Origin of the sequence: Geobacter argillaceus (genome assembly GCF_007830735.1) — a bacterium.
In the GTDB taxonomy this organism is placed as follows: domain Bacteria; phylum Desulfobacterota; class Desulfuromonadia; order Geobacterales; family DSM-12255; genus Geomobilibacter; species Geomobilibacter argillaceus.
Genome location: NZ_VLLN01000004.1, coordinates 111,295 through 123,887 on the forward strand (window position 1 = coordinate 111,295; position 12,593 = coordinate 123,887).

At 60.4% G+C, this 12,593-nt stretch carries 17 protein-coding genes; 7 read left to right on the forward strand and 10 right to left on the reverse strand.

Translation table 11 applies throughout. The annotated features are described in order from the left end of the window. A complete protein-coding gene (locus JN12_RS04615; RefSeq protein ID WP_145018885.1) occupies nucleotides 1-1,047 on the reverse strand; it encodes an AI-2E family transporter in 1,047 nt (348 codons plus the stop codon). 7 nt (nucleotides 1,048-1,054) lie between these two features. Then, the gene (locus JN12_RS04620) at nucleotides 1,055-1,492 is read right to left on the reverse strand and encodes a UPF0158 family protein (RefSeq protein WP_145018889.1); all 438 of its coding nucleotides are present in this window, start codon (nucleotides 1,490-1,492) and stop codon (nucleotides 1,055-1,057) included. 129 nt (nucleotides 1,493-1,621) lie between these two features. Here JN12_RS04620 and JN12_RS04625 point away from each other — a divergent pair, with 129 nt between their 5' ends. After that, complete coding sequence (locus JN12_RS04625) at nucleotides 1,622-2,368, forward strand: UDP-2,3-diacylglucosamine diphosphatase (protein WP_145018891.1); 747 nt, start codon at nucleotides 1,622-1,624, stop codon at nucleotides 2,366-2,368. Here the strand turns inward: JN12_RS04625 and JN12_RS04630 are convergent. The 5 genes from JN12_RS04630 to JN12_RS04650 form a co-directional block, all read right to left on the reverse strand. Continuing rightward, complete coding sequence (locus tag JN12_RS04630; RefSeq protein WP_145018894.1) at nucleotides 2,341-2,562, reverse strand: YkgJ family cysteine cluster protein; 222 nt, start codon at nucleotides 2,560-2,562, stop codon at nucleotides 2,341-2,343. The genes JN12_RS04625 and JN12_RS04630 overlap by 28 nt on opposite strands. A 68-nt stretch (nucleotides 2,563-2,630) precedes the next feature. Then, a complete protein-coding gene (locus JN12_RS04635; RefSeq protein ID WP_145018897.1) occupies nucleotides 2,631-3,965 on the reverse strand; it encodes a penicillin-binding transpeptidase domain-containing protein in 1,335 nt (444 codons plus the stop codon). Nucleotides 3,966-4,001: 36 nt separating this feature from the next. Continuing rightward, the gene (locus tag JN12_RS04640; protein WP_246125748.1) at nucleotides 4,002-5,387 is read right to left on the reverse strand and encodes a YihY/virulence factor BrkB family protein; all 1,386 of its coding nucleotides are present in this window, start codon (nucleotides 5,385-5,387) and stop codon (nucleotides 4,002-4,004) included. Nucleotides 5,388-5,496: 109 nt separating this feature from the next. Then, nucleotides 5,497-5,811, reverse strand: coding sequence for a YtxH domain-containing protein (locus JN12_RS04645; RefSeq protein WP_145018900.1), 315 nt, complete (start codon nucleotides 5,809-5,811; stop codon nucleotides 5,497-5,499). Between the two features lie 5 nt (nucleotides 5,812-5,816). Further along, nucleotides 5,817-6,206 carry a DUF948 domain-containing protein gene (locus JN12_RS04650; protein ID WP_145018903.1) on the reverse strand — a complete coding sequence of 130 codons (390 nt, stop codon included), beginning with the start codon at nucleotides 6,204-6,206 and terminating at the stop codon, nucleotides 5,817-5,819. Nucleotides 6,207-6,375: 169 nt separating this feature from the next. Here JN12_RS04650 and JN12_RS04655 point away from each other — a divergent pair, with 169 nt between their 5' ends. The 3 genes from JN12_RS04655 to JN12_RS04665 are packed head-to-tail and all read left to right on the forward strand — an operon-like array spanning nucleotide 6,376 to nucleotide 7,697. Next, on the forward strand, nucleotides 6,376-6,717 hold the full coding sequence (locus JN12_RS04655; RefSeq protein WP_145018906.1) for a hypothetical protein: 342 nt from the start codon (nucleotides 6,376-6,378) through the stop codon (nucleotides 6,715-6,717). A 30-nt stretch (nucleotides 6,718-6,747) separates the two neighbouring features. Further along, nucleotides 6,748-7,029 (forward strand): cytochrome C, encoded by a 282-nt coding sequence (locus JN12_RS04660; RefSeq protein ID WP_145018909.1) that lies wholly within the window; start codon nucleotides 6,748-6,750, stop codon nucleotides 7,027-7,029. A 23-nt stretch (nucleotides 7,030-7,052) separates the two neighbouring features. Continuing rightward, entirely contained in the window at nucleotides 7,053-7,697 is a 645-nt protein-coding gene (locus JN12_RS04665; RefSeq protein WP_342795404.1) for a putative metallopeptidase, read from the forward strand. Nucleotides 7,698-7,762: 65 nt separating this feature from the next. Here JN12_RS04665 and JN12_RS04670 read toward each other — a convergent pair whose 3' ends face one another. Together JN12_RS04670 and elbB are read right to left on the reverse strand one after the other, a co-directional pair. After that, nucleotides 7,763-8,383, reverse strand: a complete 621-nt coding sequence (locus tag JN12_RS04670) for a porin family protein (protein ID WP_145018912.1) — start codon at nucleotides 8,381-8,383, stop codon at nucleotides 7,763-7,765. A 168-nt stretch (nucleotides 8,384-8,551) separates the two neighbouring features. Further along, nucleotides 8,552-9,208: an isoprenoid biosynthesis glyoxalase ElbB gene (elbB, locus tag JN12_RS04675; RefSeq protein WP_145018915.1), complete on the reverse strand. Its 657-nt coding sequence runs from the start codon at nucleotides 9,206-9,208 to the stop codon at nucleotides 8,552-8,554. A 165-nt stretch (nucleotides 9,209-9,373) separates the two neighbouring features. Between elbB and JN12_RS04680 the strand changes: the two genes are divergently transcribed. Continuing rightward, nucleotides 9,374-9,970: a hypothetical protein gene (locus JN12_RS04680; RefSeq protein ID WP_145018918.1), complete on the forward strand. Its 597-nt coding sequence runs from the start codon at nucleotides 9,374-9,376 to the stop codon at nucleotides 9,968-9,970. A gap of 88 nt (nucleotides 9,971-10,058) precedes the next feature. Then, entirely contained in the window at nucleotides 10,059-10,400 is a 342-nt protein-coding gene (locus JN12_RS04685) for a PilZ domain-containing protein (RefSeq protein ID WP_145018921.1), read from the forward strand. A 10-nt stretch (nucleotides 10,401-10,410) separates the two neighbouring features. On the opposite strand, the gene JN12_RS04690 is transcribed toward JN12_RS04685, so the two are convergent. Continuing rightward, on the reverse strand, nucleotides 10,411-11,001 hold the full coding sequence (locus tag JN12_RS04690; protein ID WP_145018924.1) for a helix-turn-helix domain-containing protein: 591 nt from the start codon (nucleotides 10,999-11,001) through the stop codon (nucleotides 10,411-10,413). A 135-nt stretch (nucleotides 11,002-11,136) separates the two neighbouring features. Here JN12_RS04690 and JN12_RS04695 point away from each other — a divergent pair, with 135 nt between their 5' ends. Continuing rightward, the gene (locus JN12_RS04695; RefSeq protein ID WP_145018928.1) at nucleotides 11,137-12,570 is read left to right on the forward strand and encodes a DegQ family serine endoprotease; all 1,434 of its coding nucleotides are present in this window, start codon (nucleotides 11,137-11,139) and stop codon (nucleotides 12,568-12,570) included. Nucleotides 12,571-12,593 lie beyond the last annotated feature (23 nt).

Consider the following 12,593-nt stretch of genomic DNA (forward strand, 5'->3'; position numbering starts at 1 on the left):
TCAGGACTCCCGGGCGAAGCCGCCGCGCCGCAGGTGGTTCGAGAATATCTTGAAGGCGGCGGCAATGGGGATGGCCAGGAGTATCCCCCAGAATCCCATCAGCTCGCCGAATGCCATGACGACAATGATGGTCATGAGGGGGTTCAGGTCCATGGATTCCTTGAAGACGAGGGGCTTTATCAGGTACCCCTCCAGGAAATAGATGACGGCAAAGGCGCTCACCACCTTGATTACCGCCATGCCGGTCTGGAACTTGAGATAGGCGAAAAAGACCGGCGGAATGGTGGCCAGGATCACGCCAATGAACGGCAGCACTGAGGCGAGACCGGCAAACATGCCGAGGAACAGGGCGTTGTCGATGTCGAGGAAGAAGAGGGCGATGGCCGACATGATCGCCACGATGACGGAGACGATGAGCTGCCCCCGGAGATAGCCGCCGATGCTGGCGTTCACCTCGCGGCCGAAGACCAGGATCTCCTCACGGTGGCGGGACGGGAGCCAGATCTTGATGCCGTCGATGATGGGCTGCTTGTAGTAGAGCATGAAAAAGACCAGAATCGGCGCCAGCACCAGGTTGAAAAGGTTGAAGACGAGTCGCGATGCGGTGGCGTAGAGACCGGAGCCGATTGAGCCGAGCCCTGAGTCCAGGTTGCCGGTCGTGGTGTCCAGGAGCCAGCTCCATTCCTCGGCCGCATAGACCGGCGTGAAACGGGTTTTCAGGTCGGCAACGATCGCCTTGACCTGAATGACGTAGCGGGGGAGATCCCTGATCAGTGCCTCCCAGCGGGCGGACAGGAGCGGTACGAGGAAGACGAGGGAAAAGGCGGACAGGATGGCCAGAACCAGGTAGAGCAGGGCGATGCCGACCGCCCGGGGGCATCTGCGCCGTTCCAGCTGGACCAGCAGCGGGTCGAGGAGGTAGGCGATGACGAACGCCAGGAGGAAACAGGAGACGGTGTGGCGCACGGCATAGGTCAGTGCCACGGCAGCCGCGACGATGGCGAGGCCGGCGATGGTCCTGTTTGCCGTTTGCGGGTGCTGGGTCATGTGGCCTCTAAAAGGTGGTGCCGGCCGGGAAGATGTCGTGTTCTTCCAGCCAGAGACGGATGCGGTCGGCGATCAACTCTTCCTTGAGGGCCAGGAACATGTCCAGTTCGTCGGGATAGAAGGCAAGGATATCTTCAATCCGGCCGTACGGACTCCTGCCGGTGAAGGTCCGTTCCAGGACCTGTCTGAGCCGCTGATCCGGAATCCCTTTTATGAACTGGTGCAGCAGCAGGCGCTCCTGATCATAGTCAAAGCCGGGAATCTGCAGGTACTGGTCGCCATGCTGCGCCACCTCCATCCAGAACGCATCGTCCTCGTAGTCGGTCGGGATGAAAAAGACCTCGCCGGTACTCCTGTCGAGGAGGTAGATCAGCCCCGGATCGGGGTTTTCAAAGGCATCGATCAGGTCGTCCCAGATGATTTCAACGTCGCGGGCCACCCCCATCAGCCCCTCCTGTCCGGGGCAACATGCACGGTGAGATCCGCTGGCAAGGAGACGTGTGGGGAACGTGATCTGCTGTGTATCATTACCTCTGCCTTTACCTGTACCGCTATTTTGGCTATAGTGCCCGGCATGCACGCTATTTTTATTGCCGATGCCCATCTGCGGAGACCGGAGGATGCCAATTACCGGCACCTCCTCCGTTTCCTCGATACCCTTCCCGGGACGGTGGAGACCATCTTCGTTCTCGGGGATCTGTTTGAATTCTGGCTCGGCGCTCCCGGCATCAGCTATCCCCAGTACCAACCGGTTCTGGAACGGTTGCAGCGCCTCGTCCTGAACGGTGTGCGGCTGGTCTGCCTGGAGGGAAACCACGACTTCCACCTGGGGCCAATGTTCACCGGGACGCTGCAGGCTGCCGTTCATCCCGGCCCGGTGGTCATGGAGCTGGACGGCCGGCGGCTCTATCTCTGTCACGGCGACCAGATGAATCGGCGCGACTATGGCTATCGGTGCCTGCGGGCCGTGTTCCACTCCCGGCTGACCCGCCTGCTTGCCCGTCTGGTGCCGGCTGTCGTGCCGCTGACGATTGCCGACCGGCTCGGCTCACGATCAAAGGCGGCCGCGCCGCGGCGGAATGCACGATGGGACTACGACCGGATCATCCGGGGGTTCGCTGCCGAGCGATTCCGCGAGGGGGTCGAGGTGGTGATTACCGGCCATTTCCATCGCCCGTTCCTTGAAGAGAACGGAAAAACCGTCCTCCTTTCCTTAGGTGACTGGATCAGCCAGTTTTCCTACGGGGAATGGCGGGACGGCGTTCTCAGCCTGCGGACGTTTCCGCACGGCGCTCAACCGAGTCCGAACAGCGAAAGGTAGCGGGCAACACGGCCCTCCAGGTCGGGGGCCGCGATTTCCCTGCAGATGGCATCCGGCCGGTACCGTTGACAGACCGTCGGCCGTTCGGCGTAGATCCGGCACCGGTTGTCCCTGTCCAGGTGGCGGCATCGCACCCCCACCGGTTTTTGCAGAGTGGTGATATCCGGTGCCACGCAGCAGGTGCCGCACTGCATGCAAACCTCAGGTCGGGAATCAGGGGCTGGGAGTTCCCCGTCCTCTGATCCCCGGTCCCTGTTTCCCCTCACCTGAAAAACGTCTCCAGCGCCTTTTCTCCCACATGTGTTGCCTTGATCTTCCATTTCCCCTGGTTCACGACCAGGGCGACCAGGGCGATCTGGGGATTCTCGATGGGGGCGTAGGCGGCGAACCAGCTATAGTGGCCTTCCGGGTCCTTGCCATCGATGGAGCCGGTCTTGGCGGCAATGGAGATCGACCCGAGCATGGGGCGACCGCGCCGGTCGTGGAAGGCCCGGCGCGAAGTGCCGCTGCTGACGGTCGTGGAGAGCATTTTTGCCAGGTTTCCGGCCGTCTCGGTGGAGATTGCCCGGCGCAGCGGATGGGGCTGGGCCTGGTACACGGTCGTACCCTTGCCGCTCTTGATCTCGTCGGCCAAAAGCGGCGCCATCAGGGTGCCGCCGTTGGCTAAGGCCCCGATCAGGGCGGCTGCATGCAGGGGGGTGATCTTTACCTCACGACCGAGACCGGCACCCATGAGCATCAGGTCGGCCGTGCTCTGGGGGGTGGCGGCAATGCTCGGCTGAATCTGCGTGCCCGGAAAGAGCACCTGGTTGAAGCCGAAGCGCCCGGCATACTGCAGAAGCGGGTCCCGGCCAACCACATCACTGGCCAGGCGGCCGAAGACCGGATTGACCGATTTGCCCATCGCCTCGGTGAGGGACATTTCCTGGCTGTGGCGGCGACGGGGTTCCCAGATGCTGGGGGAGACCGAGGTCAACTTGCCGTTGAACGCCATGACGGTGTCCGGAGAGATCTTTTTTTCCTCCAGGGCCGCGGCCGCGGTAACGATCTTGAACAGGGAGGCCATGGGGTAGGGGGTATAAAAGGCCTTGCCGGGCCAGGCGGTATCCCGGGTGGAGTGGCTTGCCATGGCCAGGATCTTGCCGGTCCGAGGTTCCAGCGCAACAAAGACGCCAAAGGGAACCCGGTTGTCGTCCATCACCCGCTTGACCCGCTCCTGCAGTTCGGGATTAATGGCGTAGGTGATGGTTCCCCCGCCGGGCAGCCCCGCCTGGAGCCTGTTGCCGACCGGCTGAAAGCTCGACAACTGTTGTGCTGCCACATGGAATGAATTCCAGGTGTTCAACTCCCCGCTGGAGGGGGTGGGCACAGCCTTGCCGACACTGGAAACGGCGGAGCGGGTGGCTAAGGTGAGGCTCATGAACAGCCCGGCGATGAGGACCAAGCCGGCAACAAAGATGGCGAGCCGTTTCCGGGAGCGGGGAGGTCGCTGCTCGTTCCGTCGCCTGAAGGCGTTGCACGAACTGCCGCTGTTCCCGCTCACCAGTCGGTGCAGCAGACTCTTCTTTTTTTGGGTGAGATGTTTTACATCCTGCATGGTAGCGCGTCGTTCAAGGGGTTGATGGCTGGCACACTATATGCCGAACTGCGCTCTCTTGTCAATGTCATCCCCCTCATTTTCGGCATATTCTTCACCCCCGTTTTTGTTCGTTGCCAGGTCGCGCAGGGTGAGCCCGGCCAGCGACTCGGCACTGCACCGGTCGCGACTGGCCAGCAGAGCGCTCAATCGCTCGCCGTTGCGTCCGGGAAGGGCAGGCTGCCAGTCGCTGCCGTGGTGCTGCAGGTGGCTCAGAATCTGGTGCACGGTTATCCGGTCCGGCTCCCGGCCCGGCAGAAATCCCGGCGTGGCGTCGCCGGTTCTGGCCAGAAAGCCGGCGTTGCAGAGCTCGTCGGTGATTTCCCGGACGATACGGGTCGGCAGGTCCAGGTCTTCGGCCAGACTGTCCACGTTCCACGACGGGGTGCCGGCAAGGAATGTCCTGGCAATGTCGGTCATGATGGCCAGGGTCAGGAGCTCCCGTGTCCGCTGGCAGATGCCGGTCGTCCGCTCTTCGCGGCGGAAGGTGCGGATGTTCTGGTGGGCATAGACCACTTCCACCCCCATGAGCACGATGATCCAACTGGTGTAGATCCAGACCATGAAAACCGGCAGGGCGGCCAGGGTGCCGTAAATGGCGTTGTACTTGGAAACGCCGACCTGGAAGTGGAGATACCCCCACTGGGCCACCTCCCAGCTGGTGCCGGCCATCACGCCGCCCACCAGGGCCGAGCGGAGACGGACGCGGGTATTGGGGATGAACAGGTAGAGGAAAATCATGGCAAGCCAGATACTGAAGTACGGAATCAGGCGGAAGAGCGGCATCAGCAGCCCACCCAGCAGGGAATTGGCCATGAGCCACTGCACCATGGTCTGGCTCTGGAGGGAGGTGGTGATGCTGGTCGCGGCAAACAAGAGCAGGGGTCCGCTCACCACGACGCTTAGATAGTCGCTGAATCGTCGCTGCAGGGAGCGGGTTTCCGTAACGCCCCAGATGGCGTTGAAGGCCTCTTCCACCGAGCCGAGCAGGGAGACGACGGTGATCAGGAGGGTGACCAGCCCGATGGCGCCCATGGACGCCATGTTGGTGTTGTTGATGTAGCTGACGATGCTGCTCACCACCTCCTGGGAGCCGGCCGCCACCTGTTCCAGCAGGAGCGGTTCCAGGCGGTTCTGGACACCGAGCCCTTTGAGAACCGCGAACATCAAAGCAAAGAAGGGGACCAGGGAGAGTATGGTGGTAAAGGAGAGGGCCGCTGCCCGTTGGAGGCACAGGTCGGCCATAAAGCCCTTGGCGACGAGGAGCGTAATCTGCAGATACTTGACGGCATAGCGGCGCGGAAACGGGTAGGCGTCCGGGTTCAGTTCCCAGAGGGTGGTCGTAAGGAATGTGCGGATAGAGTCGATGTGACCTTTGGGCACGTTGCCTCCGTGCTGAGAACCGGTTCGCTGTTCGATGGCTAGCTCTAACTCGAACAGCGAACAAAAAAGAGGCGCACTGTCTGTGCGCCTCCCTCTGATGCGGTGGGAACTAGGCTCCCTTGAGGCGTTCGCGTTCCTTTTCAATCGCCTCTTTGCCGGCTTCGATAGCCGAGGAGATGATCGATTTCTTCTCCAGGATCAGGTCCTTGCCGTCGTCGAGCGTTGTCTTGATCTTTTCCTGGGCCTCGGTGGTGTACTCCTTGATCTTGTCGATGGCGTCATCGGCCAGCCCCTTGATCTTGGAGCGGATCTCCTCGCCGGTTTTGGGCGCCACCAGAAGGGCAACTCCGGCCCCTACCGCGGCTCCTGCCAGGAAGGAGAGGAGTACGGTTCCTGCGCCAACGCCGTTGTCTTGTTCTGCCATAGGTTTTACCTCCCTTTTTTCGCGAATTTTTCCACCAGAAATTTGCCGGCCACCTTGGCTCCGGAGAGCCAGAGCGAAGAGCTGGCAAGCAGGCCGGACACCGCCCCGACAATGGTGCCGATGGTCTTGAGACCCCGGCCGGTCTCTCCCACGGCGCCCATGAAGGTCTTCAGCTCATCGACGTTTTCCGCGATCCCGCCGGTAAGTGCCTTCAGATCGACCAGGGTTGCGCGCAGCTCGCTGAGAATAGGCTTCAGTTCGGCATCGGTACGGCTTATGAAGTCACGCGTCGCTTCGGCGGTCTTCCTGATTTCGATTACGGCCGGGATGAGGACCGCAGCCAGCACTACCATGGTAATCGCCACGACGGCTGCGGCAAAGCTGATAATGGTCATTCCGGTGCTCCCTTCAGTACTTTTAATGGGAAGTATAAAAGATGCGGGAAAAAATGCAACGGAATGTTTGCTGTCTTGATTTTTGCGGAAAACCTGCTATTTGATGAAGCAGTTTACTCTGGGGCCGTAAGGTTTGCCGTTGAACAGTCAGGGAGCGCAGGGGGCGTGGATGGAAAAGGAGGCAATGCTGGACAAGGCGCAATCGACTCTTGCCCCTTTTGAAACGGAAAACATCATCAATTTCATGAAGCACGTTACCCTCAAGTCGGCCATGGAGAATCCGCTCATCATCGGGATCTTTCTGGTCTTCTTCTTTTTTGCCGTTATCAAGCGCTCCAAGCCGGTACTGCTCACCCTTTTTTCCGTTATTTCCATCATGTTTCTGGTTCGTTTTACCCTGCCGGCGGAGGCGGGGAACGAGCTGACCCTCAGTTCTACTGTCCCCTTTGCCTTTGGCGGGTTGGCCATTGGCGCTGCTCTCATCTACTTCATGTTCATAAAGGGGGACTGACCGTGTGCGGTCCCCGGCAGGAGATAGTGCATGACCATTTCCAAGCGTGACTACGCCTTCATTGCCATTGTGGCAGTGGTGCTGATCGTGTTTTTTGCCATTTCGGGACCGGAAAAGACCAAAAAGGTACCCCGGGATGCCACCCACCAGCAGTTCTACGACCTGATGAACGCCGGCAAGAAGAAGAGCGACGTGGATCCGCTCTGTGCCGGGTGTCACGACGGCGTCAAGCTGAAGTTCCCGGACAAGCACCCGGCCAAGCCCGGGGGGGGGGCGATGCGCTGCCTCTTCTGCCACAAGCTGCATAAATGATTGTGAGGGGTGAGGAGTAAGGGGTGAGGAGTAAACCCGGCCGCCTTCCCGCCTCACTCCTTTCCCCTCACTCCTCCCACTCTATGACCCTGAATCTCACTGCCGAACTGGAGCGCCTGATTGCCCACCTGGCCGGCCAGGTCGAGGCGTTCGGCCACATCGACCCGGCCCGGATTCTGGTCTGCATTGCCACTACCCGCGGCAGCGGTATCCATGGCACCTATGCCAAGATCCATCCCCTCTGCTTTGCCGGCGGCAGCAAGACCACCACGATCCGCCGCGGTCGCCACACCTATACCTGCACCATGCCGACCGTTTCCCACCGGGGAGAGGAGATGCGCTACGTCATCTACTTTCTTTCCTCCCGCTTCTTTGACCTGCCATTCCGGGAAAAACTGATCACCGTTTTCCACGAGCTCTATCACATCTCGCCGGCCTTTGATGGTGACATCCGGCGTTTTCCCGGCCGCAACTATGCCCATGGCTCTTCCACGAAACGGTACAACGCCGCGATGGCCACCATGGTGGATGCCTATCTGGCAGGGTTGGCTTCCAGGGACCATCTGGCGTTTCTGGAGGTTGGGATGGAGGAACTGCGGCGACGCTGCCGGGCGCTGGTGGGACGTAGGATGACGGCACCGAAGATTCAGGTGAGACGTGATACGTGAGAGTGAATGGAGATGAAACGAAAAAGGCGGCCTTTGGCCGCCTTTTTCCGTGGGAAGAGCCAGGGTCAGTTGAAGAAGAAGCGGACCCCTACCGTGCCGGTAAAACCGGTGGGATCGAAGTTGCCATTGGTGCCGCCGTTCCAGCCCTTGATGTCGGTCTCCGGGGCTACGACAAACTTGCCTTCGGCGTTTAGTGCCACCTGCCTGGTGAGGAAGTAGTCGACTCCTCCCTTGATGTGCAGGCCGACGGTGGTGTCCACGTCATAGCGGCCCGAGCCGTTTGTCTGCTCAAGATCGCTGATGATGATGTCCAGCCCGGCCCCGGCATAAGGAGTAAGGTTCGGCTGACTGACTGCAAAGCGGTACTGGGCGCCCAGGCCGATGTTTATGACATCGAAATCGCCCTTGAAACTTTCCGTGTGGGTTTCCGCGCTGTAGCTGGAGTGGGTGATCTCCAGGTCGGCAGCGATGTTCCGGTCGATTCCATAGATGAAGCCGCCGCCCCCCACGAAGCCGGCGTCCGTCTCAAACTTGGACTTGTCGGGACCGACATCGCTGTCCGCCGGGACAATGAATCCGATCCGGCCGGTTACGCCGAGCTTCCCTTTGATGTTTTCGGCCATTGCAGTCGACGCGGAAAGGGTGACCGCTGCTGCCAGGCAGAACAGGGCGAGTTTCTTACGCATGATTGAGCCTCCTTGGTTTGCTTTCTTTCATGGTGTGGAACCAATGGTCGCCGGCATTCTAATGGAAAAGGAGTAGAGAGGCAAGGCGATGTTGACAACTATTAGAGAACAAAAAGGAAAAAGGGGCGTGATGCCCCTTTTGAAGAATCAATGCGATCGAAGAAACGGTCACGCAAGCTCAAGAACCGCCTTCACGGTCTTCTCGATCCCCTCGGCAGCTTCGGAGATCCGCTCTGCGAGCATATATGCCGGTGTGGAGACGATCCTGTTCTTCGCGTCCACCACGAACTCCCGGACCGGGCATGCCACGTGGCTGCTGCCGGTGGCGTTGATGGCGGCGGCGGTACCGGCATCGTTGCCGATGGTCAGCTGCGGATGATATTCCTTGCCAAGGGTTGCGGCGATCAGGGCCGGGGCGATGCAGATGGCGCCGATCGGCTTCCCGGCCGCGGCCACTTCCCTGAGGAGCCGGGCCACTTCCGGATGGATCGAGGCATCGGCCCCCTTGGCGGCGAAGTTGCAAAGGTTCTTGGCCGCGCCGAAGCCGCCGGGAAAGATGATCGCGTCCAGATCGGCGGCCTTTACGCCGGCGATGTCCCTGATCTTGCCGCGGGCGATACGGGCCGACTCCACCAGGATCTTGCGCTTGGCTCCGGTCGGTTCCCCGGTAAGGTGGTTGACCTCGTCCAGTTCGCTGTCCGGGGCCATGCAGACGGCCTCGGCATTGTTGCGGTCGATGGCCAGCAGGGTAAAGACCGCTTCGTGGATTTCGCTGCCGTCGTAGACGCCGCAGCCGGAAAGGACCACTCCAACCTTCTTCTTCATGGCAGATTCCCCCTTATCGTTCGTGTAGCGCTGTATGCCTGGATTTATTACCCGAATTTACCCTCTTGCGCAAGGGCGATCAGGTCGTTGTTCAATTGTACACGTCCCTTGGGAAAAGCAAGGTGCCCCGAGGACAGGGGGACGGATCTGTGGTAAATTGCTCTTATGAAGACGCGCGCTGCTACGGAACGGGAAATTGCCTGCCAGCAGATTCTGGAGCACGATTCCTCGGTCTTTTCCATCCAGTGGATGACCCTGCCGTCCGATCATGTCCATGGCATTGATCCACCGTTTCTCTTTTCCCGCTATCTGAAGTATATCCGTCGCTTTACCCTTTCGCTCATCAGGCCGCAGCTATCGGCCGACGGTGTGGAGTTCCGGCTGATGGGCATGAATGTTGTGCTGCTCAGGTTTCGGGGGCCGGTCAACAGGGAGGGGGCGGGCGAACGGTCTCTGACCCTCTCCATCGATGGCGGGCTGCTCGTGCAGCCGAAGCAGTGCGACCGGGGCGAACTGGCGTTCATGGTTACCGATACGGCTGCAGGTCTCAGGGTGACGTTGCAGCTTTCCGGCTACTGCCCGCTGTTGCTGGGGGACCAGCGCCCGGCCCTCTGGCGAAAGTGGCTCTATCGCCTGACCCAGGCCTACATCCACAAAGTGGTGACCGTGCGCTTCCTGGCCCGCATCTATCGGGAACTGGCCGGCCCCGGTGTGAAGACAAAGGTCGTGAAAGTGCTGCTGCGGGAGGGAGAGGAGGTATGACAGGTTACGTATCCCGGCGTCTTCTTGCGGTCACCAGATCCTGTGCTACGCTGTAAACGGTTCAATTTCGGGGGAATGGAGAATGCCGATGAAAGAACGGGGCTGTCGCAGGGTTCCTGCCTCGGTCGGTTGCTGGCTGCTGGAGGTGGATGGCGCTTCGTGCTTTGATACCTTCGATCTGTCCGAGGGAGGGGTGTGCGTCCAGACAGATGATCCACTGCCTGTCGGGCGGGTCGTGCACCTCGGTTTCTATACTCCGGGTTCGGCCCGACCGATTCGCGTGGAGGCAGAGGTGGTCTGGGGCTGCAGTGACGATGAGCCCAACTCGATGGGATTCAAGTTCCGAAACCTGGATGATCAGGCGCGCGAGGCACTACGCGCCTATGCCGAGCTCCTCGACCGGCAGCGGCGAACGGGGGCAGAGAAGTGACTTCGAGATGTTAGTCTTTTGAATAGAGCACGGCCACGGCCCGGGCCTTTTTGTTCCCCCTGGCGATGAAACCGTGGGGTTCGTTGGAGTCGTAGTAGACGCTGTCGCCGGGTGACATGACCAGCGTCTCACTGCCGAAGTGGAATTCGAGTTCGCCTTCCAGCAGATAAATGAACTCGACCCCTTCGTGGCGATAGAAATAGTCGTCCGACCATTGCCGCAGCTCGAACTCGACGAGAAACGGTTCGATCTGTTTGTGACGGATGCCGGGCGCCAGTGACCGGTACAAGTAGCCGTGGGGAGAGTCGTTGCCGCTCCGGCGCGGGGTCATCCCCCCATCGTCGGCCTTGGAGAGGACGTACTTCTGCCGGTCTCCCTCTTCTTCGAAAAAGTAATGGATGCCGATCTTGAGCCCCTTGGCGATCTTCAGCAGGGTGGCGATGGGGGGAATCACCTGATCGTTTTCGATCTGGGAGAGGAGGGGTTTGGAGAGTGTGGAGGCATCGGACAGTTCCTGGAGCGTCAGTCGCCGTTCCTGGCGCAGGCTGCGAATCTTCTGTCCCAGATTCAACTCTCTGACCTCTTTTTTGTGTTCGCTCATGGTCCGGTCTCCTAACGTCCCGTTATATGGCCATTCCTGCCGCAGGTCAAGCCCTTCGTGTCTTGACATCACCAGAGCTTTTGGCTACCCTGTCACCTGGTTCAGTCAATTACTCATGAATTTCGGAGTGTTGCGATGCGTTCTTGGCAAATTTCGGTAATCTGGCTCATGGTTGTCCTGCTCCTCGGTGGCTGCAAGAAAAAAGAAGGGCCGACCTTCTTCGAATCGAGCCGTTCCGGAACGGCCGAGGCACCGGTCAAGGAGGTGCCAAAGGATATCCTGGCCACCCAGCAGGCCTTCACCAACGTGGTCAAGGCGGTGACGCCGGCCGTGGTGAACATCTCCACCATCAGCAAGAAAAAGGTGATCCAGCCGTTCTTCGAGTTCTCGCCGTTTTTCGGCGACCTGTTCGAGGAGTCTCCGGCCCGTCCCCGCTACAAGAAGGAGACCAGCCTCGGCTCGGGCTTCATCATCAACAAGGAAGGGTACATCGTTACCAACGACCATGTGGTCCGGGATGCCGAGAGCATTCAAGTGAAGCTCTCCAACGAAAACATCTATGACGGCAAGGTGGTGGGGAGCGATCCCAAGACCGATATCGCGGTGATCAGGATCAATGCCCGCGAGGCGTTGCCGATTGCGGTGCTGGGCGATTCGGACAAGCTTCAGGTCGGCCAGTGGGCCATTGCCATCGGCAACCCGTTCGGTCTCGACCGGACGGTGACTGTCGGGGTCATCTCGGCCACCGGCCGCTCCAACATGGGGATCGAGACCTATGAAAACTTTATCCAGACCGACGCCTCCATCAATCCGGGGAATTCGGGGGGGCCGCTCCTGAACATCTACGGCGAGGTGGTCGGGATCAATACGGCCATCGTTGCCGCCGGTCAGGGGATCGGGTTCGCCATCCCGGTGAATATGGCCAAGCGGGTCGTCGACCAGCTGGTGAAGAAGGGGAGCGTGACCCGGGCCTGGCTCGGGGTGGCGATCCAGCCGGTAACCGACGATATCGCTGCTTCTTTCGGCCTGGGCAAGGCCCGCGGGGCGCTGGTGAGCGATGTCATGGCCGGCAGTCCGGCGGAAAAGGCGGGACTCAGGCAGGGTGATGTCATCGTCAGGTTCGCCGGCAGCGAGGTCAAGGATGCCAAGCAGTTGCAGCTGACCGTGGCCGACGCCCCCATCGGCAAACCGGTGGAGGTGGAGTTTTACCGGGAGGGGAAGCTTCTCAGGAGCTTCATTACCCTGGCCAGCAGTGACAGTGCCGTGGCGGCCCGGCCCAGATCGACCGAGCCGGCGGAGGGGTGGTTCGGCCTGGCGGTGGAGGAGTTGCCCAAGAACAAGCGGGTGGCCGGGCTTTCCGGGGTGGTCGTAACCGGCGTCGAGCCGGACAGCATCGCAGCTGAAAACGGCATCCAGCGCGGCGACGTGATCGTCTCGGTAAACCAGAAGCGGGTAGGAACCCTGGCCGAGTATGGCGCGGCCATGAAGCTGGCCGAACGGCGGGGATCAGCGGCCCTCCTGATCCGCCGCGGCAGCGCCAGCATCTATTTTGCGCTGAAAATTCGCTAGAAACCGCAATCGATTCATGTATA

Excerpts from the sequence above, each read along its gene's own strand:
- JN12_RS04660 (WP_145018909.1), top strand. The coding sequence starts at position 6,748 with ATGACCATTTCCAAGCGTGACTACGCCTTCATTGCCATTGTGGCAGTG.
- JN12_RS04630 (WP_145018894.1), bottom strand. The coding sequence starts at position 2,562 with ATGCAGTGCGGCACCTGCTGCGTGGCACCGGATATCACCACTCTGCAA.
- JN12_RS04625 (WP_145018891.1), top strand. The coding sequence starts at position 1,622 with ATGCACGCTATTTTTATTGCCGATGCCCATCTGCGGAGACCGGAGGAT.
- JN12_RS04695 (WP_145018928.1), top strand. The coding sequence starts at position 11,137 with ATGCGTTCTTGGCAAATTTCGGTAATCTGGCTCATGGTTGTCCTGCTC.
- elbB (WP_145018915.1), bottom strand. The coding sequence starts at position 9,208 with ATGAAGAAGAAGGTTGGAGTGGTCCTTTCCGGCTGCGGCGTCTACGAC.
- JN12_RS04670 (WP_145018912.1), bottom strand. The coding sequence starts at position 8,383 with ATGCGTAAGAAACTCGCCCTGTTCTGCCTGGCAGCAGCGGTCACCCTT.
- JN12_RS04635 (WP_145018897.1), bottom strand. The coding sequence starts at position 3,965 with ATGCAGGATGTAAAACATCTCACCCAAAAAAAGAAGAGTCTGCTGCAC.
- JN12_RS04685 (WP_145018921.1), top strand. The coding sequence starts at position 10,059 with ATGAAAGAACGGGGCTGTCGCAGGGTTCCTGCCTCGGTCGGTTGCTGG.
- JN12_RS04615 (WP_145018885.1), bottom strand. The coding sequence starts at position 1,047 with ATGACCCAGCACCCGCAAACGGCAAACAGGACCATCGCCGGCCTCGCC.
- JN12_RS04620 (WP_145018889.1), bottom strand. The coding sequence starts at position 1,492 with ATGGGGGTGGCCCGCGACGTTGAAATCATCTGGGACGACCTGATCGAT.
- JN12_RS04655 (WP_145018906.1), top strand. The coding sequence starts at position 6,376 with ATGGAAAAGGAGGCAATGCTGGACAAGGCGCAATCGACTCTTGCCCCT.
- JN12_RS04690 (WP_145018924.1), bottom strand. The coding sequence starts at position 11,001 with ATGAGCGAACACAAAAAAGAGGTCAGAGAGTTGAATCTGGGACAGAAG.
- JN12_RS04645 (WP_145018900.1), bottom strand. The coding sequence starts at position 5,811 with ATGGCAGAACAAGACAACGGCGTTGGCGCAGGAACCGTACTCCTCTCC.
- JN12_RS04680 (WP_145018918.1), top strand. The coding sequence starts at position 9,374 with ATGAAGACGCGCGCTGCTACGGAACGGGAAATTGCCTGCCAGCAGATT.
- JN12_RS04650 (WP_145018903.1), bottom strand. The coding sequence starts at position 6,206 with ATGACCATTATCAGCTTTGCCGCAGCCGTCGTGGCGATTACCATGGTA.